This is a genomic window from Actibacterium pelagium, from assembly GCF_002285415.1.
GTDB classification, from domain to species: Bacteria; Pseudomonadota; Alphaproteobacteria; order Rhodobacterales; family Rhodobacteraceae; genus Actibacterium_B; species Actibacterium_B pelagium.
In genome coordinates, this window is record NZ_NSBU01000004.1 from 191999 (window position 1) to 208747 (window position 16749).

General features: G+C 61.6%; 15 protein-coding genes. 10 read left to right on the forward strand and 5 right to left on the reverse strand.

From position 1 onward, the window contains the following. The first annotated feature begins 36 nt into the window (after positions 1-36). The 6 genes from CLM58_RS01215 to CLM58_RS01240 all read left to right on the forward strand — a co-directional run bounded on the left by CLM58_RS01215 (position 37) and on the right by CLM58_RS01240 (position 7181). A complete protein-coding gene (locus tag CLM58_RS01215) occupies positions 37-1764 on the forward strand; it encodes a heparinase II/III family protein (RefSeq protein WP_143226493.1) in 1728 nt (575 codons plus the stop codon). A 21-nt stretch (positions 1765-1785) separates the two neighbouring features. Beyond that, positions 1786-3375, forward strand: coding sequence for a bifunctional phosphoribosylaminoimidazolecarboxamide formyltransferase/IMP cyclohydrolase (gene purH, locus CLM58_RS01220; protein WP_095594092.1), 1590 nt, complete (start codon positions 1786-1788; stop codon positions 3373-3375). A gap of 4 nt (positions 3376-3379) precedes the next feature. Next, complete coding sequence (gene lspA / locus CLM58_RS01225; protein ID WP_095594093.1) at positions 3380-3850, forward strand: signal peptidase II; 471 nt, start codon at positions 3380-3382, stop codon at positions 3848-3850. Positions 3851-3902: 52 nt separating this feature from the next. After that, positions 3903-4457, forward strand: coding sequence for a DUF3035 domain-containing protein (locus CLM58_RS01230; RefSeq protein ID WP_095594094.1), 555 nt, complete (start codon positions 3903-3905; stop codon positions 4455-4457). A gap of 85 nt (positions 4458-4542) precedes the next feature. Next, positions 4543-5874, forward strand: a complete 1332-nt coding sequence (locus CLM58_RS01235) for a M16 family metallopeptidase (RefSeq protein ID WP_095594095.1) — start codon at positions 4543-4545, stop codon at positions 5872-5874. Next, positions 5871-7181, forward strand: coding sequence for a M16 family metallopeptidase (locus tag CLM58_RS01240; RefSeq protein WP_095594096.1), 1311 nt, complete (start codon positions 5871-5873; stop codon positions 7179-7181). The genes CLM58_RS01235 and CLM58_RS01240 overlap by 4 nt, the downstream gene beginning before the upstream one ends. 68 nt (positions 7182-7249) lie before the next feature. Here the strand turns inward: CLM58_RS01240 and CLM58_RS01245 are convergent, their stop codons facing one another. Both CLM58_RS01245 and yghX read right to left on the reverse strand, forming a co-directional pair. Then, positions 7250-7648, reverse strand: coding sequence for a c-type cytochrome (locus tag CLM58_RS01245; protein ID WP_229666167.1), 399 nt, complete (start codon positions 7646-7648; stop codon positions 7250-7252). Positions 7649-7942: 294 nt separating this feature from the next. Further along, a complete protein-coding gene (gene yghX / locus CLM58_RS01250) occupies positions 7943-8830 on the reverse strand; it encodes a YghX family hydrolase (protein ID WP_095594098.1) in 888 nt (295 codons plus the stop codon). 160 nt (positions 8831-8990) lie between these two features. On the opposite strand from yghX, the gene mutL reads away from it, so the two are divergent. From mutL to CLM58_RS01270, 4 genes are all read left to right on the forward strand, one after another. Further along, a complete protein-coding gene (mutL, locus tag CLM58_RS01255) occupies positions 8991-10841 on the forward strand; it encodes a DNA mismatch repair endonuclease MutL (protein WP_095594099.1) in 1851 nt (616 codons plus the stop codon). Continuing rightward, the gene (locus CLM58_RS01260) at positions 10838-11995 is read left to right on the forward strand and encodes a DNA recombination protein RmuC (RefSeq protein ID WP_095594100.1); all 1158 of its coding nucleotides are present in this window, start codon (positions 10838-10840) and stop codon (positions 11993-11995) included. The genes mutL and CLM58_RS01260 overlap by 4 nt, the downstream gene beginning before the upstream one ends. A 119-nt stretch (positions 11996-12114) precedes the next feature. Beyond that, positions 12115-12501 carry a nuclear transport factor 2 family protein gene (locus CLM58_RS01265; RefSeq protein ID WP_095594101.1) on the forward strand — a complete coding sequence of 129 codons (387 nt, stop codon included), beginning with the start codon at positions 12115-12117 and terminating at the stop codon, positions 12499-12501. 169 nt (positions 12502-12670) lie between these two features. Next, complete coding sequence (locus CLM58_RS01270) at positions 12671-12988, forward strand: DUF3775 domain-containing protein (RefSeq protein WP_095594102.1); 318 nt, start codon at positions 12671-12673, stop codon at positions 12986-12988. A gap of 5 nt (positions 12989-12993) precedes the next feature. On the opposite strand, the gene nadC is transcribed toward CLM58_RS01270, so the two are convergent. From nadC to nadA, 3 genes are read right to left on the reverse strand one after another with little or no spacing between them, the layout of a single operon-like run. Next, positions 12994-13839 carry a carboxylating nicotinate-nucleotide diphosphorylase gene (nadC, locus tag CLM58_RS01275; RefSeq protein WP_095594103.1) on the reverse strand — a complete coding sequence of 282 codons (846 nt, stop codon included), beginning with the start codon at positions 13837-13839 and terminating at the stop codon, positions 12994-12996. A gap of 3 nt (positions 13840-13842) precedes the next feature. Continuing rightward, on the reverse strand, positions 13843-15357 hold the full coding sequence (locus tag CLM58_RS01280) for an L-aspartate oxidase (RefSeq protein WP_229666208.1): 1515 nt from the start codon (positions 15355-15357) through the stop codon (positions 13843-13845). Between the two features lie 54 nt (positions 15358-15411). Further along, positions 15412-16497 (reverse strand): quinolinate synthase NadA, encoded by a 1086-nt coding sequence (nadA, locus tag CLM58_RS01285; protein WP_373286809.1) that lies wholly within the window; start codon positions 16495-16497, stop codon positions 15412-15414. Positions 16498-16749: the final 252 nt, after the last annotated feature.

Sequence of the window (16749 nt, forward strand, 5' to 3'; positions counted from 1 at the left end):
CAACAGGGGTAAAACAAGGCAGGCGGGCGAACGGGCGTGACTGGGCAAGGCAGGCAAACATGGCTGGCCACTTTGGGCCTGCGCCTTCGGGCGCTGATCGGCGGCCTGCCGCGCCCGACGGGCCGTTTCAACTTTCATCCCCAACCCTATTCCATTGGTGATCCGGGCCATGGCCGGGACCTTGCCAATGGCATCTACGACTTCAGCGGCTTCCGGATCGAGGCCCCCGAAACAGGCATCTTCGACCTGCCCGCCCAAAGCGATGCGCTGTCTGATGCGGTGCAGGGCTTTGACTGGCTGGACCACCTTGCCGCCGATGGCACCTTGATGGCCCGCCAAAAGGCGCAGGACTGGGTTCTGACCTGGGTCAGCCGCTATGGCGCCACCGCAGGTCAGGTCGATCTGACCGGGCGGCGCCTCTTGCGGATGCTGTTGCACTCGGAATTCCTGATCGACGGGATGGACGACACGCAGGTCTCGAAGCTGATCAACAGCATGGGGCGCCAAGCCAATCAGCTGCATCTGGACTGGGGGCGCACGGCCCATGGCCTGTCGCGGTTCGAGGCTTTGGCTGGCCTGCTGTTCGCCGGACTTTGCCTTGAGGGCCTGAACCGCCATGTCGAACCCGCACTTCGGGCGTTGGACGCAGAGGCCCAAAGCTGGGTCGATGACCGTGGCCGCATCCCCACCCGCAACCCCGAAGAACTGCTGCACATCCTCTGCCTGCTGATCTGGATCGAACATGTTCTGGCCGAGGTCCACCGCGCCCCCGGTGTCGGCGTGACAGAGGCGATCGTGCGCATCGCCCCGGTCCTGCGCAGCCTGCGCCATGCCGATGGGTCCCTTGCGCGGTTTCACGGTGGTGGCCGCGGCCCCGAGGGCTGGCTGGATTTTGCGCTTGCCCAATCAGGGGTCCGCAAGCTTGACCCCAACCCCCTGTCGATGGGTATCGCGCGCCTTGCCGCGCTGCGCTCGACCCTGATGGTGGATTGCGCCGCGCCACCGCCCCCTGAACACGCGCATCTGGCCCATGCTTCGGCCCTCGCGTTCGAACTGACCTCGGGCCGTCGCCCGATCATCGTCAGTTGCGGATCGGGCCGCAGCATGGGGGCAGACTGGCAGCAGGTCGGGCGCGAAACGGCCGCCCATTCGACGCTGGTCGTGAACGGTCACAGCCAAGGCGACTTCACCCCGACCCGGCGCGGCCAGAAGACCCTGCCACCGCTTCAGAACGGCCCCCGGCAGGTCTGGGCCGATGTGGTCGAATCCGAGATCGGCAAAGGCGTCGAATGCTGGCACGACGCCTATCGTAGGCGCTATGGGCTGATCCACTCGCGCCAACTGGCGCTTTCCAGCAATGGCCGGGTTCTGGCGGGGCAGGATACGCTGGCCGCCGTCACCGACTCTGATCGCCAAAAGCTGACCGAGACCTCTGACGGGCTGCACGGCATGCCGTTTTCCATCCATTTCCACCTGCACCCCGATGTCGAAGTGATCCCCGGCTCTGACGGGCGCGTGGTCACTTTGGCGCTGGCCAGCGGGGAAAACTGGGTCTTCCGCCACGACGGCCACCGCAACCTGTCGGTCGATCCCAGCACCTATCTGGACGGCGGAGACCTGCGACCAATTCCCGCGAAACAGCTTATTTTGAAGGGTCGACTGCTGAAAGACGCGGTTCAGGTCAATTGGAGCCTTGCAAAAGACGACGAAACCCCGCAAGGCATCCGCGACCTCGTTCAGGACGGGGCCTCGACCAACGACTGACTGCATTTACAGGACTGACCGATGACCGATCTCGTGCCGCTGAAGCGCGCTTTGCTTTCCGTTTCCGATAAAACCGGGTTGATTGAACTGGGACAGGCATTGGCCGCACGTGGCGTGGAACTGCTGTCGACCGGCGGCACCGCCAAGGCGCTGCGCGAGGCAGGTCTGGACGTCAAAGACGTCGCCGACGTGACCGGCTTCCCGGAAATGATGGACGGCCGGGTCAAAACCCTGCACCCGATGGTTCACGGCGGCCTGCTGGCGCTGCGCGACAATGACACCCATGTCGCCGCGATGGACGAACACGGCATTGGCGCGATCGACCTGCTGGTGGTGAACCTTTACCCGTTCGAAGAGACCGTCGCCAAAGGCGCCGACTATGACACCTGCATCGAGAATATCGACATCGGTGGCCCGGCCATGATCCGTGCGGCGTCAAAGAACCACAAGTTCGTCAACGTTGTGGTCGACGTCGAAGACTATGACGCCCTGCTGGCCGAGCTAGAGGCCAACGACGGCCAGACCTCTTACGCCTTCCGCCAGCGCCTGTCGCAGATCGCCTATGCCCGCACCGCTGCCTATGACACCGCCGTCAGCAGCTGGATGGCCGACGCCATTGGCGAGACCGCCCCGCGCCGCCGCGCCTTCGCCGGCACCATCAAGCAGACCCTGCGTTATGGCGAGAACCCGCATCAGGACGCGGCCTTCTACACCGACGGCTCGAACCGTCCGGGTGTTGCCACCGCCGTTCAGCATCAGGGCAAAGAACTGTCCTACAACAACATCAACGACACCGACGCGGCCTTTGAACTGGTTGCCGAGTTCGCCCCCGAAGACGGCGCAGCCTGTGCAATCATCAAACACGCCAACCCCTGTGGCGTTGCCAAGGGCGCGACCCTGCTGGAAGCCTACAAAGCTGCATTCAACTGCGACCAGACCTCGGCCTTCGGGGGCATCGTGGCCCTGAACCAGCCTCTGGATGCCGAAACCGCACGCGAGATCACTGGCATCTTCACCGAAGTCGTCATCGCACCCGGTGCCTCGGACGAAGCCAAGGAAATCTTCGCCGCCAAGAAGAACCTGCGCCTGCTGACGACCGAGGCCCTGCCCGACGTCATGACCGGCGGCCAGACCGTGCGCCAAGTGGCCGGTGGCCTGCTGGTGCAGAACAAGGACAACGGCTTCATCGGCATGGATGATCTGAAGGTCGTCACCGAGAAGGCCCCGACCCCGGAACAGATGCGCGACCTGCTGTTTGCGTGGAAGGTTGGCAAACACGTCAAATCCAACGCCATCGTCTACGTCAAAGACGGCGCCACCGTCGGCGTCGGCGCGGGCCAGATGAGCCGCGTGGACTCGGCCCTGATCGCCGCCAAGAAAGCCGAACGCATGGCCGAAGCTCTGGGCCTGCCCCAGCCGCTGACCATTGGTTCTGCTGTTGCGTCGGATGCGTTCTTCCCCTTCCCCGACGGTCTGCTGGAAGCCGCCGCTGCGGGCGCGACCTGCGTGATCCAGCCCGGCGGCTCGATGCGTGACCAAGAGGTCATCGACGCGGCCAACGAGGCCGGTCTGGCGATGGTCTTCACCGGCATGCGCCACTTCCGTCACTAAGCCCATGCGTCTGATCGGCCTCACCGCAGTTCTGACGTTCCTGCTGGATCAGGCGACCAAGTATTTGGTCGTCATCCACCTGAACCTGCGCGAGCTGCTGGTGCTGGACGTGGCCCCGCCGTTCCTGAACCTGCGCATGGTCTGGAACCGGGGCGTGAACTTTGGAATCGGCGCGGGTGACGGGGACCTGACCCGTTGGGGCCTGACCATAATGGCCATCACGATCAGCGGTGCGATTCTGTGGTGGGCCCGGAAAGAGGCGTTTTCCCCACTCGGCCAGCTGTCGGCGGGTCTTCTGGTGGGCGGGGCGCTTGGCAATGCCGTAGACCGCGTGATCTATGGCGCGGTTGCCGATTTCCTGAACATGTCCTGCTGCGGGCTGTATAACCCGTTTTCCTTCAACGTGGCCGATATCACCATCTTCATGGGCGCCTTCGGGCTGGTGCTGTTCACCGGGAACAACAAGAGCACGTGACGCGGGGCAAAGCTTGCGCTAAACAAGGCCAGAGTGAGTAAGAGGGACAGCCATGCGGTCTGCACGAGGTTTGGTAATTCTGGGGATGATCGCGGTGATGGCCGTGGCGGGTTGCTCGCGGGATCGCAGCGACAAGGAACCGCCCCAACTTCTGAACATCAAAAGCTCTGGCAGCCCGGACGAATTCCAGATTCTGCCGACAAAACCGCTGGAACAGCCCCAAGACTATGCCACGCTGCCCACACCCACTCCGGGCGGCACCAACCGTGTTGACGTCAACCCGAACGCCAATGCCATTGCCTCGCTTGGCGGCAACCCGTCGCGCATTCAGCGTGGCACGGGCATCTCGCGCGGCGATGCCGGGTTGGTGAACCATGCGACCCGCTTCGGTGTCGCGCAGGACATCCGCCCGCTGTTGGCCGCCGAAGATCTTGAATTCCGCCGCGACAACAAAGGCCGCATCCTGGAACGCGCGCTGAACGTGAACGTCTATTACAAGGCCTACCAGCCGCAGTCGCTGGACCAGCACCGCGAGCTTGAACGTTGGCGTCGCCTTGGCGTCCGCACTCCGGCCGCGCCGCCCGAAGAATCGCTGGTTACTGAATAAGCCCTGATCACATCCCCGTTTATTCTCTTGATCCTGCCTCCGCAGGACGTAGCTTATTGCCGAATGGACCGAATAGGAGACGGCAATGATGCGACTGGGTCTGGTGTTCGCTGGCTTGTTGATGGCCGCCCTGCCTGCAAGGGCGGAACCTGTAACCACATTCACGCTTGATAACGGCATGGATGTCGTCGTGATCGAAGATCACCGCGCGCCCGTCGTCGTCCACATGGTCTGGTACCGCGTTGGCGCCGCCGATGAACCCACCGGCAAATCCGGCATCGCGCACCTGTTCGAACACCTGATGTTCAAAGGGACCGAAAAGTATTCCGGTGAAGAATTCGACCAGATGATCGAGCTGAACGGAGGCTCTGACAACGCCTTCACCTCGCTGGATTATACCGGCTATTTCCAGCGCATCGCCGCCGACCGGCTGGAACTGATGATGAAGCTGGAAGCCGACCGCATGACCGGCCTTATCCTGACCGAAGATCAGGTCGTGACCGAACGCGACGTGGTTCTGGAAGAGCGCAACGAACGCACCGACAGCGACCCCGGCTCACTCTTTGGCGAACAGCGCAACGCCGCGCAATACATGAACCACCCCTACGCCATCCCGATCATCGGCTGGCGGCATGAGATCGAGACACTGGATCTGGGCGACGCCCTGTCCTTCTACCGTACCTACTATGCGCCCAATAACGCCATTCTGGTGGTCGCAGGCGACGTCGACCCTGAAGAGGTCCGCACGCTGGCCGAAACCCACTATGGCCCGCTGGAGCCCAGCGATCTGCCACCGCGCATCCGCCCGGCCGAGCCGCCGCACTTGGCGGAACGCCGCCTGACCTTCTATGACACACGCGTGGCGCAACCCTATGTGATCCGCAGCTACCTTGCCCCCGAACGCGACCCCGGCAATCAGTCAGAGGCCGCTGCGCTGACCTATCTGGCGGACCTTCTGGGCGGCAGCGGCGCGACCTCGCTGATGGGCGAACGCCTGCAATTCGACACCCAGATCGCCGTCTACTCCACCGCCTTCTACCGCGGCATGTCTGTCGACGACACGACTTTCGGCCTGCTGGTGGTCCCCTCGCCCGGCGTCACCCTGCCTGAAGCCGAAGCCGCCATGGATGACGTCATCGCCGAGTTCCTTGAAACCGGCGTCGACATGGAAAAGTTCGAAAGCCTCAAGATGCAGCTCCGCGCCAGTGAAATCTATGCCCGCGACAGCGTGCAGGGGCTGGCCCGCCGCTATGGCGCGGCACTGGCCTCTGGCTTCTCGGTCGAAGACGTCCAAAGCTGGCCCGAAGTCCTGCAAGCCGTCACCCCCGACGACATCATGGACGCGGCCCGCAACCTGTTCGACAAACGCCGCGCCGTCACCGGCTATCTGATGAAGGAAGAGGAGCCGACCCAATGATCCGCCTTCTGCTTGGCCTGCTCACCGCCCTCACCCTGACCGCCCCGGCCCGCGCGCTGGATATCAAGGAAATCACCTCGCCCGGCGGCATCGACGCCTGGCTGGTCGAGGCCCATGACATCCCCTTCACCGCGCTTGAAATCCGCTTCAAGGGCGGTGCCAGCCTTGATCCCGCCGACAAGCGCGGGGCCACAAACCTGATGATGGGACTGCTGGAAGAGGGCGCCGCCGACCGTGACGCCCGCGCCTTTGCCCGCGACCGCGACGCGCTGGCCGCGACCTATGGCTTCAGCGCCAGCACCGACAGCCTGTCGGTCTCTGCCCGCTTCCTGACCGAAAACCGCGACGAAGCGGTCGAGCTTCTGCGCGACGCGCTGATCGCCCCGCGCTTTGACGAAGACGCGATCGAACGGGTCCGCCAGCAGGTGCTGGCCTCGATCCGCTCTGACTACAAAGACCCCAACACCATCGCCGCGCAAACCTTCATGACGCTCGCCTATGGTGACCACCCCTATGGGTCCTCCATGGACGGCACCGAAGACAGCGTCGCCACGATCACCCGCGACGACCTGATCGCCGCCAAGGCCGCCACCATGGCGCTGGACCGGGTCTATGTCTCTGCCGTCGGTGACATCACCGCCGAGGAACTGGGCGCCCTTCTGGACCGCCTGCTTGGCGACCTGCCCGCCAATGGCGCGCCTCAGGCCGAAACGGCCACCTACCTGCTGTCGGGCGGCACCACCGTCACCGACTTCGCCTCGCCCCAGTCGGTCGCGATCTTCGGCCACGAAGGCATCGCCCGCCACGACCCCGACTTCTTCCCAGCGTTCGTCCTGTCCGAAGTCCTTGGTGGCGGCGGCTACAGCTCTCGTCTGATGGAAGAAGTGCGCGAGAAACGCGGCCTGACCTATGGTGTCTACTCCTACCTCGCCCCGCGCCTGCTCGGCGCACTGGTGATGGGACAGGTGGCGTCCTCGAACAACCGCGTGGCCGAGGCGATGGACGTCATCCGCGCCGAATGGCGCCGCATGGCCGAAGAGGGCCTGTCAGAGGAAGAACTAACGGCCGTCAAAACCTACCTCACCGGCGCCTACCCCCTGCGCTTTGACGGCAACGCCAACATCGCTGGCATCATGGTCGGCATGCAGTACCAAGGTCTGGGCACCGACTATATCGACACCCGCAACGACAAAGTGAACGCCGTCACGGTCGAAGACATCAAACGCGTCGCCAAACGCATCCTTCTGCCAGACGAACTACACTTCGTGGTGGTGGGGCAACCCGAGGGGCTGGAGGTGGCGAATTAGCGTATCGGACCGGTCACCGACCGATGCGCTTCTAATCTAAATAAACCTCAGATTCCCGGTGTTACGCCTTACTGCTGGATCGACTCCAGATAATAGACAAGCGACAGGATGCGCCCTCGTGCGACCATATCTGCGGTCTCGCCCCGCTGACTAGTTGCGGATGCCTGAAAACGATCGCCCCAGACCGGCATCTCTTGCCCATGCGCCCGGATAATGTTGCGCCCGTCGATCATCCAAATGGTATATTCAAACGGGAAGCTGCCGTTGCCCTTCGTCGCAGAAAGGGTCGTCAGGTCAGGTGTTTGAATGTCCAACAATCCGGCCAGTGGCCCATCACCCTTGGCGGATTCACCGTGGCAACCAGCACAAGCAATCATGTATTCCTGCCGCCCGGCGGCGTCTTCCGCAGTGGCAAGCGACGCAGTCAGTCCAAGGGCAGCCGCAAAGCCCATTACTACCTTATTCATAGCTAAGTCCTCCTCCTGAAAAGCATATGAATTGGCAAAAATGGTATTCCTGCCGATTTTCCGTGCAATGACTTGGATCAATGAGACCACCGCCCACCCAGCGGGGCCAATGGTTTCAATATGTCGGCAAGCGTAGGAAAGGTACTCTGCACCCATCATCCACCACGACCAAAGATGGATGAAAATCACCCATCCTACACCCTTATCCGGACCTGCGGTTGATGCTTCCCCCGGATCTAAACCGCATCCTTTTCGAAAAGCGCCTTCGGTATCCGGGTCAGCCTATGAGGATCGTCAGGTCAGGTATTTGTTGAACCAGCCCACGGTCCTCTCCCATGCAAGCGCGGCCTGTGCCTCGTCGTAGCGCGGGGTGCTGTCGTTGTGGAACCCGTGGTTGGCCCCTTCATAGATATAGGCCTCGTAGGTCTTGTTGTTCGCCTTCAGCGCGGCTTCGAACTCGGGCCAGCCCGCGTTGATGCGTTCGTCCAGCTCTCCCATCTGGACTAGTAACGGCGCCTGTATCTTCGGCACATCGCCGGACGACGGCTGGCGGCCATAGAACGGGACACCCGCCGATAGCTCTGGGTAGGCGACAGAGATCGCGCCGACCACACCCCCGCCATAGCAAAAGCCCACGGCCCCCACCTTGCCGGTGCTGTCGTCGCGGCCCAGCAGGTGTTCGAACCCGGCAAAGAAGTCGTTCATCAGCTCTGTCCGGTCGACGGTTCGCTGCAACTCTCGGCCATCGGCGTCATTGCCCGGATACCCCCCGACCGAGGTCAGCCCATCGGGCGCCAACGCCATGAACCCGGCCTTGGCCAGACGGCGGGCGACGTCCTCGATATAGGGGTTCAGCCCCCGGTTTTCGTGGATAACCAGCACGGCGGGCAATGGCCCTTCGGTGTTCGATGGACGCACCAGATACCCCCGCACATCGCCAGTGCCGTTGGGCGAAGGGTACATGATGTAATCGGCGACAATATCAGGGTCGTTAAAGGACACCTGCTGAGCCATCGCGTAATTCGGGCTGAGCATGTTCAAAAGCGCGATCGCCGTCACCCCACCGACGGCAAACTTGCCCGCGCGGTCCAGAAACTCGCGCTTGGTGATCTTCCCGTGGGCGTAAAAATCATAAAGATCCAGAAGTTCCTGATCGAAGTCTTTGGCCGTCATTCGATTCATATTAATTTCTCCCTATCTAATGGGGGAAAGTCTGGGGCCAGGCCTCTGATTCCGTCGAGTCAATTTTCTTGATTTCCAGATCATCATCCATTTTCCGCCGACGAAATTGACCACAAAACCCATTGGAAGAATCGTAACGCTTCATGCTACAACTAGTGGCATGAACTCTCCGACCCCCAATATAAGCCCGGATTTACCGCAAATTCGCCAGTTGGACGATGCCGCGATCAACCGCATTGCGGCGGGTGAGGTGGTCGAACGTCCGGCCTCGGCGGTGAAAGAGCTGGTCGAGAATGCGCTGGACGCCAATGCCCGCAGGATCGAGGTCGCTTATGCCGATGGCGGCAAGACCCTGATCCGCGTGACAGATGACGGCCACGGCATCGCGGCCGAACAACTGCCACTGGCCCTGTCGCGCCATGCGACCTCGAAGATCGACGGGTCGGACTTGCTGGACATCCACAGCTTTGGCTTCCGCGGAGAAGCCCTGCCCTCGCTTGGCGCGGTGGGCCGTCTGACCATCCGGTCCCGCGCCGGGGCCGAGGGCGCGCAGATCGCCGTCGCGGGGGGCCTGACCCAACCCGTCAAACCCACCGCCCTGTCCCAAGGCACCGTGGTCGAGCTGCGCGATCTGTTCTACGCCACGCCCGCGCGATTGAAGTTCCTGCGCTCTGACCGGGCCGAGACCCAAGCCATCACCGATGTCGTCAAGCGCCTTGCCATGGCCGAACCTTTCGTGGGCTTCACCCTGCGCGATGTGTCGGGCGGCGGTGAGGGCCGCGTAACCTTCCGCGCCGACCCTGAAAGCGGTGACCTGTTTGACGCGCTGCACGGGCGCTTGGCGCGTATCCTTGGCAATGACTTCGCCGACAATTCGCTAAAAATCGACGCCGAGCGCGAAGGCTTTCACCTGACCGGATACGCCGCCCTGCCGACCTATTCGCGCGGCTCGGCGCTGGCGCAGTACCTGTTCGTCAACGGCCGCCCCGTCCGCGACAAGCTGCTTTATGGCGCTCTGCGCGGCGCCTATGCCGACTTCCTGTCGCGCGACCGCCACCCGGCCGCAGCCCTGTTCATCGACTGCGATCCGCACCTGGTTGACGTCAACGTCCACCCCGCCAAATCCGAGGTCCGCTTCCGCGAACCCGGCCTTGTGCGCGGCTTGATCGTCTCGGCCCTGCGCCACGCGCTTGCCGACGCGGGCCACCGCGCCTCGACCACCGTCGCCGGGGCCACCCTTGGCGCCATGCGACCAGAGCCGACCGGGCCGCGCGTCTATCAGATGGACCGCCCCAGCCTAGGCGCGATGCGCACGGCCTACACCGCACAGGCCCCGATGCAGATGCCCGAACCCGAAGGGTTCGCCGAGGCGTCTGTCCCCTCTGCCCGGGTCGAGCCGGTGATCGAGCCCGACGTCGAAGAGCCCGCCGACCAACCCCTTGGGGCCGCCCGCGCGCAGGTGCACGAGAACTACATCATCGCCCAGACCGGCGACGGCATCGTCATTGTCGACCAGCACGCCGCCCACGAACGTCTGGTCTATGAAAAGCTCAAACGCCAGATGGCTGAAAACGGCGTCGCGGCGCAGGCCCTGCTGATCCCCGAGATTGTCGAGCTGTCCGAGGGCGATGCCGCGATCCTGCTGGCCCAGGCCGACACCCTGTCGCGCTTTGGCCTTACGATCGAACCCTTTGGTGCCGGGGCCATCGCCGTCCGCGAAACCCCCGCCATTCTGGGCGAGGTCAACGCCAGCGCCATGTTGCGCGACGTGGTGGACGAGCTGCACGATATTGGCGACAGCCAACTGGTGCAGGAAAAGATCGAGGCGATCCTCAGCCGCGTCGCCTGCCACGGCTCTATCCGCTCGGGCCGCTGGATGCGCGCCGAAGAGATGAACGCCCTCTTGCGCGAAATGGAATCCACACCCCATTCCGGCCAATGCAACCACGGGCGCCCCACCTATGTGGAACTGAAACTGACAGATATCGAACGGCTATTCGGACGCACATGATCCAGATCGGCGAAACCACCCTGAACCTGAATGACCCGCTGGTCCTTGGCGTGATCGCTGTGACCCTGCTGGTGCTGATCCTGCTGGTGATGACTGTCAAACGCGCGGGCAAATCCGCCGATCTGGCAGAGCCGCTGATCTACCAGATGGATCAGTTGGGCAAACGCGTCGAATCCCTGTCCGACGGCCAGCAACAACTAGCAGGCGGGCTGACCCACGTGTCCGAGGCCCAGGCCGCCGCCCAGACCAACATGCTGCAACTGATGGAACAGCGCCTTCAGGACGTGACGCATCAGATGAACGAGAACCTAGCCGGCTCTGCCCGTCGCACTGCGCATTCGCTTGGGGAGTTGCAGCAACGGCTGACCGCTATCGACAAGGCGCAGGAGAACATCACCAAGCTGTCCGGCGACGTGCTGTCGCTGCAGGACATCCTGTCGAACAAACAGACCCGCGGCGCCTTCGGGGAAATCCAACTGAAAGACATCGTGACCAAGGCGCTGCCATCTGACAGTTTCACATGGCAGGCGACCCTGTCGAACGGCAAGCGGGCCGACTGTTTGATCCACCTGCCGAACCCGCCCGGCCCGATCGTGGTGGACAGCAAATTCCCGCTGGAACCCTACGAGGCGATGGTCACCGCCCAGACAGACGCCGAATTAAGAACGGCGGTCCAGCTGTTCAAAACTGCCGTCCGCAAGCACGTCAAAGACATCAACGAGAAATACATCATCGAGGGCGAAACCGCCGATGGTGCGCTGATGTTCCTGCCGTCCGAGGCCATCTATGCAGAGCTGCACGCCAAGTTCCCCGACCTTGTGAAAGCCGGGTTCGAGGCCCGCGTCTGGATCGTTTCGCCCACCACCTGCATGGCCACGCTGAACACGATGCGCGCGATCCTGAAAGACGCCCGCATGCGCGAACAGGCCGGCGCGATCCGCAAAGAACTGGCGTTGCTTTACGCGGATGTGGACCGCCTTGGCACGCGGGTCGAAAACCTTGATCGGCATTTCCACCAAGCCTCCAAGGACATTTCGGAAATCAAGATTTCCGCCGAAAAGGCCGGTCGCCGCGCCAAGCGGTTGGACAATTTTGACTTTGAAGAACTCGCGCCGGAAACGGACGAGGGGATCATCCGCCTCCAACGCGACTAGGGATCAGGCGACATCGGGCGCAGGTCTTTTCGGAAGCCGAATTTTAACGGGTGGCCCTTGCGGATCACCGGGATTTGCACTTGGTTGGGAGTCTTGAAACCTCAGCCCAAGGACGCCCGATGACCCCAGCAGACCAGACAGCTTTCGTCAGACGTTATTTCGACTTGCTGACCGCCTCGGACATCGACGGGATCATCGCGATGTTCGACCCTGACGCGACGGTCATGTCCCCCTTTCTGGGCACCCTGCCCGCGGCGGATTTCTTTGGTCGGCTTGGTGATGCTTCGGCAGCCAGCAAGCTGACCGTGTTCGACGTACTTCTGGGCGAAAACGGCGACAGCGCAGCGGCGCATTTCGAATATGACTGGACCCTGAAAAGCGGCGACAAGATCGTCTTTGAGGGCGTCGACTACTTCAAGTTCGGGACCAGCGGAAAATTCGCCGGGCTGTCGATCTTCTATGACACCCACCCGGTCCGCGAGGACGTCGGCGACAAGTATGCCTGACGGGCAATTTGGCGGGCGGAAATGTTTAAACTTTCCGATTTGGTGGTCCCGGAAACTTCCATGAAGTCTTTAAACTTTGGCGGTTCTGGTAACTTGTTCTAAATCAATGCCACCCGTCGCCTTGCGCCGTAATTTCGGATAGAATTAACGCGCGACAGGAGTCAGACCAATGATGGAAATTAGCCCCCGAAAGGTCGTCCACATCATCTTTCAGGCCCGAGAAAAGCATATCGGCAAGGCCGAACTGCACGAGTTCATCGCCAATCTCAACGACGATGAGAAGCTGAACCTCGTGGCCCTGACATGGATTGGACGTGAAACATTCGAGCCCGAAGAATGGGCCGACGCCATCCGGACAGCCGCCGAAGAAGCGACCGTCCCGACCGAAGAATACCTGATGAATATGCCGCTTTTCGCGGATTATCTGGAAAACGGTCTAGAGAAGATGGGGATCGACCCGACCGACGAAGAGGAAGATTTTCTTTAGGAAAATCAGAAGTCTAGGCCCAAATCCAGTGTTTGGGCCGAATGGGTCAGCGCCCCGCTGCTGATGTAATCGACGCCCGTGGTGCAGACTTCGGCGATGCGGTCCAGCTTCATGTTGCCGGACGCTTCGGTCACCATGCGCCCGTCGACCATCTTCACGGCTTTGGTCAGGGTTGGCGTGTCCATGTTGTCCAGCAGGACGACATCCGCGCCACCCACTTCCAGCGCTTCGGCCAGCTGATCCAGCGTGTCGACCTCCAGTTCAATCCGCATCATGTGAGACGCGTTCGCCTTGGCCGCTTCCAGCACCTGCCGCACGCCGCCAGCGGCCGCGATGTGGTTGTCCTTGATCAGGATGGCATCGGACAGGCTGAACCGGTGATTGTAGCCGCCACCATGAATAACCGCTTGTTTTTCAACGATTCTCAGGCCCGGTGTCGTCTTTCGAGTGCAGGTCACACGGGTATTGGTGCCCTTGGTTTCGGCGACGAATCCCGCGGTCTTGGTGGCAATGCCCGACAAGCGACCCGCGAAGTTCAGCGCAACGCGTTCGGCCATCAGAATGGAACTTGCATGCCCCTCAATCGACATCAACAGATCACCCGGCTTACAGACGCTGCCATCAGGCCGCGCCGTCACAATCTTCAGGGTCGGGTCCACCAGACGAAAGGCAATTTCAGCCACCTGCATGCCAGAGACCACACCCGGTTCGCGAGCGTTGATACAGGCGTTGTAAGTGGTGTCATGTGGGACCACCGTACGGGTCGTCACATCACCATAGGTGCCCAGATCTTCGGCCAGCGCGTTGCGGACCATGGGTTCCAAAATCAGGTCTGGCAAAGCATTGGTCATAGGTTAAGCCTTTGAAATCTCGTCGCGAATTGCAGTTGCCTCGGCCAAGGTGATCCGAGTGCGCTCTGCTTGGTTTGGGTCACTTTCCGGGAAGTCATCGCGATGATGTCCGCCACGGGATTCAGTACGTTTCAGGGCAGCTGCCGCAATCAGTGTGGCCGTCGCGGCCATGTTGCGGAATGTGGGGCAATGGGCTTGTTCCGCTTCCAACCGCGCGATGGTTTTGAGCGCCGTTTTCAACCCGTCTGCATTGCGGCGCACGCCGACATGGGCGGTCATGACGTCGCGCAGCTCGGCCACGGCGGCCTCATCCACGGCGGTCCCACCGTCCGTGAAAGTGATCAAGACCTCTGCTGTGTCATTGTTCTCGGGGATCGCCTTGGCGATGCCTTCGGCACAAGTCCGGGCGAAAACCAATGCTTCCAACAACCCGTTCGAGGCCAACCGGTTTGCGCCATGAAGACCGGTCGAAGACGCTTCGCCACAGACCCACAGATTGTCCAGCGAGGCGCAGCCGTCAGAGGCCGTGTCAATGCCGCCCATATGGTAATGCGCGGCAACGGCGACCGGGATCGGGTTGGAAACCGGGTCGATGTCAGCGCGGGCGCAGGCCTCTGCCACGGCAGGGAAACGGGTCAGGACCTCGGCGCCAAGCACGTCTCGGGTGTCCAGCATGGGCCGGTTGCCCGCCTGCGTTTGCTTAAAGATCGCGCGGGCCACGATGTCGCGCGGGGCCAGTTCGGCGTCTTTGTGTTCGGCCAGCATGAACCGCTCGCCGTCCTTATTGATCAGCGTCGCCCCTTCGCCGCGCAGAGCCTCTGTTGCCAGTGGCATTGGGTCTTCGCCCATGTCGATGGCGGTTGGGTGGAACTGCACGAATTCAGGGTCGCCGATCACAGCACCCGCTCGGGCGGCAAGGCCAATCACCTGTCCACGAATGCGGGGCGGATTGGTGGTATGGGCGTAAAGCCCCCCAGATCCACCCCCCGCCAACAGGACAGCAGGACATTCGATCAACACAGGCGCAGAGGGTTTCGCAGCGCTTTCAATCCACACGCCAGTGACCGAATTCCCCTTTGTTTCCAGACCTGTGGCCAAAGCACCCTCGAGCACTTGAACCGACGGCAAGGCTCGGGCAGCCTCGATCAGCGTCTCCATGATCTGCTTGCCAGCCTGGTCCCCTTGAACGCGCACAACACGGGCCGCACTGTGGGCGGCTTCGCGGCTCATGACATAACCGCCGTCTTTGTCGCGATCAAAGGGCGTGCCCAGTTCGGTCAGATCAAGGATAAAGTCGCGCGCGTTCTGCGTGACCTGCGCCGCGATCTTTGCATCAACCGTGCCAGCGCCAGCGATCACGGTATCACGTGCATGTGCTTCGGGGCTGTCGGCCTCATCCATCGCAGCGGCCACACCGCCCTGCGCCCAGGCAGAGCTTGCGCCCATCCCCAGTTCCTCGGGCGAGATCATCAAGACCGGACGCGGCGCAAGTTCAAGCGCAGCATAAAGCGCGCCCATTCCAGCACCGACGATCACGATGCGATCTGTGCTCACCCGGTTGGTCAAGAGAGGTTAAATCCCCAGCTTCTTGGACAGGTCGATCATCGCTTCCACCGCCTGCTTGGCTTTCACGGCCACGTCAGCGTCCACTTCGACCTCCTCGGTCATGGTGTGCAGCGACCACAGGATTTTCTCCAGCGTGATCTTCTTCATGTAAGGACACATGTTACAAGGTTTGGCGAATTCGACCTCGGGCAGCTCGTCAGCGATGTTCGACGCCATCGAACATTCGGTTACCAGCATCGCCTCTTTCGGCTTGTGGCTATGGACCCAGTCAATGATGCCGCTGGTCGAGCCGGTGAAATCGGATTCAGCAACCACGTCCGGAGTACATTCCGGGTGGGCGATGATCTTGGTATCCGGGTGCATCTCGCGGTAGGCGCGCAGATCGGCCGCGGTGTAAAGCTCGTGCACGATGCACGACCCTTCCCAGAAAACCACTTTCTTGTGGCTTTCGTTGGCGACGTTCTGGGCCAGGTACTGGTCCGGGGTCATGATGACCGTGTCGCTTTCCATCGCATTGACGATTTGCAGCGCGTTGGACGAGGTGCAGCAGATGTCTGAGGCGGCTTTCACCTCGGCAGTGGTGTTCACATAGGACACGACCGGAGCGCCCGGGTACTTGGCGCGCATCTCTTCCACACCTTCGGCGGTGATGCTTTCTGCCAGTGAACAGCCAGCTTCCATGTCAGGGATCAAAACCGTTTTCGACGGGTTCAGGATCTTCGAGGTTTCGGCCATGAAGTGCACGCCGCACTGAACGATGACGTCTTCCTCGACCTCGGTTGCCTTGATGGCCAGTTGCAGGCTGTCGCCCACAAAGTCCGCCACGCCGTGATAGATCTCGGGCGTCATGTAGTTATGCGCCAGAATGACCGCGTTCTTCTCTTTCTTGAGCTTGTTGATCGCAGCCACATAGGGCGCATAGATCGCCCAGTCGGGTTCGGGCACGACGCGGTCCATGCGGTCATAAATATCCCGCATCTGTTCAGCCAGTTCGACCGAAGGGGCCAGATCATAGTGTTCCGCCAGAGAGGCGCGAATAGAGACTAGGTCAAGCAAGGACGGGTCCTCCGATTTGTCCGCGGTGGTTTCCATACATTGGAACATAGGGAGTTTCCAGTTGAATCCACCGGGAAATACCGTCGGACAGTCCCCACAAAGACCTGTCGGGAAGCTGACAGTAGCCGCAGGAAAAATACCCCCTTAATCGATCCTCGCTTGTTCCCAGCCAAATTTTACGCAACCAATATTTAGGTTTGCGGTTTTATTGAAAAGTTTCGACTGCTGCCGCAAAATTGTTGAAAACGCTCGATTTATAGCCGTTAGGGGGCATGATTTCAGGCATAC

Coding starts and splice junctions, on each gene's coding strand:
- lspA (WP_095594093.1), top strand. CDS start 3,380: ATGCGTCTGATCGGCCTCACCGCAGTTCTGACGTTCCTGCTGGATCAG.
- CLM58_RS01245 (WP_229666167.1), bottom strand. CDS start 7,648: ATGAATAAGGTAGTAATGGGCTTTGCGGCTGCCCTTGGACTGACTGCG.
- CLM58_RS01280 (WP_229666208.1), bottom strand. CDS start 15,357: ATGGGCGCGCTTTATGCTGCGCTTGAACTTGCGCCGCGTCCGGTCTTG.
- nadC (WP_095594103.1), bottom strand. CDS start 13,839: ATGACCAATGCTTTGCCAGACCTGATTTTGGAACCCATGGTCCGCAAC.
- CLM58_RS01260 (WP_095594100.1), top strand. CDS start 10,838: ATGATCCAGATCGGCGAAACCACCCTGAACCTGAATGACCCGCTGGTC.
- CLM58_RS01235 (WP_095594095.1), top strand. CDS start 4,543: ATGATGCGACTGGGTCTGGTGTTCGCTGGCTTGTTGATGGCCGCCCTG.
- CLM58_RS01265 (WP_095594101.1), top strand. CDS start 12,115: ATGACCCCAGCAGACCAGACAGCTTTCGTCAGACGTTATTTCGACTTG.
- yghX (WP_095594098.1), bottom strand. CDS start 8,830: ATGAATCGAATGACGGCCAAAGACTTCGATCAGGAACTTCTGGATCTT.
- mutL (WP_095594099.1), top strand. CDS start 8,991: ATGAACTCTCCGACCCCCAATATAAGCCCGGATTTACCGCAAATTCGC.
- CLM58_RS01240 (WP_095594096.1), top strand. CDS start 5,871: ATGATCCGCCTTCTGCTTGGCCTGCTCACCGCCCTCACCCTGACCGCC.
- purH (WP_095594092.1), top strand. CDS start 1,786: ATGACCGATCTCGTGCCGCTGAAGCGCGCTTTGCTTTCCGTTTCCGAT.
- CLM58_RS01270 (WP_095594102.1), top strand. CDS start 12,671: ATGATGGAAATTAGCCCCCGAAAGGTCGTCCACATCATCTTTCAGGCC.
- nadA (WP_373286809.1), bottom strand. CDS start 16,497: ATGGAAACCACCGCGGACAAATCGGAGGACCCGTCCTTGCTTGACCTA.
- CLM58_RS01230 (WP_095594094.1), top strand. CDS start 3,903: ATGCGGTCTGCACGAGGTTTGGTAATTCTGGGGATGATCGCGGTGATG.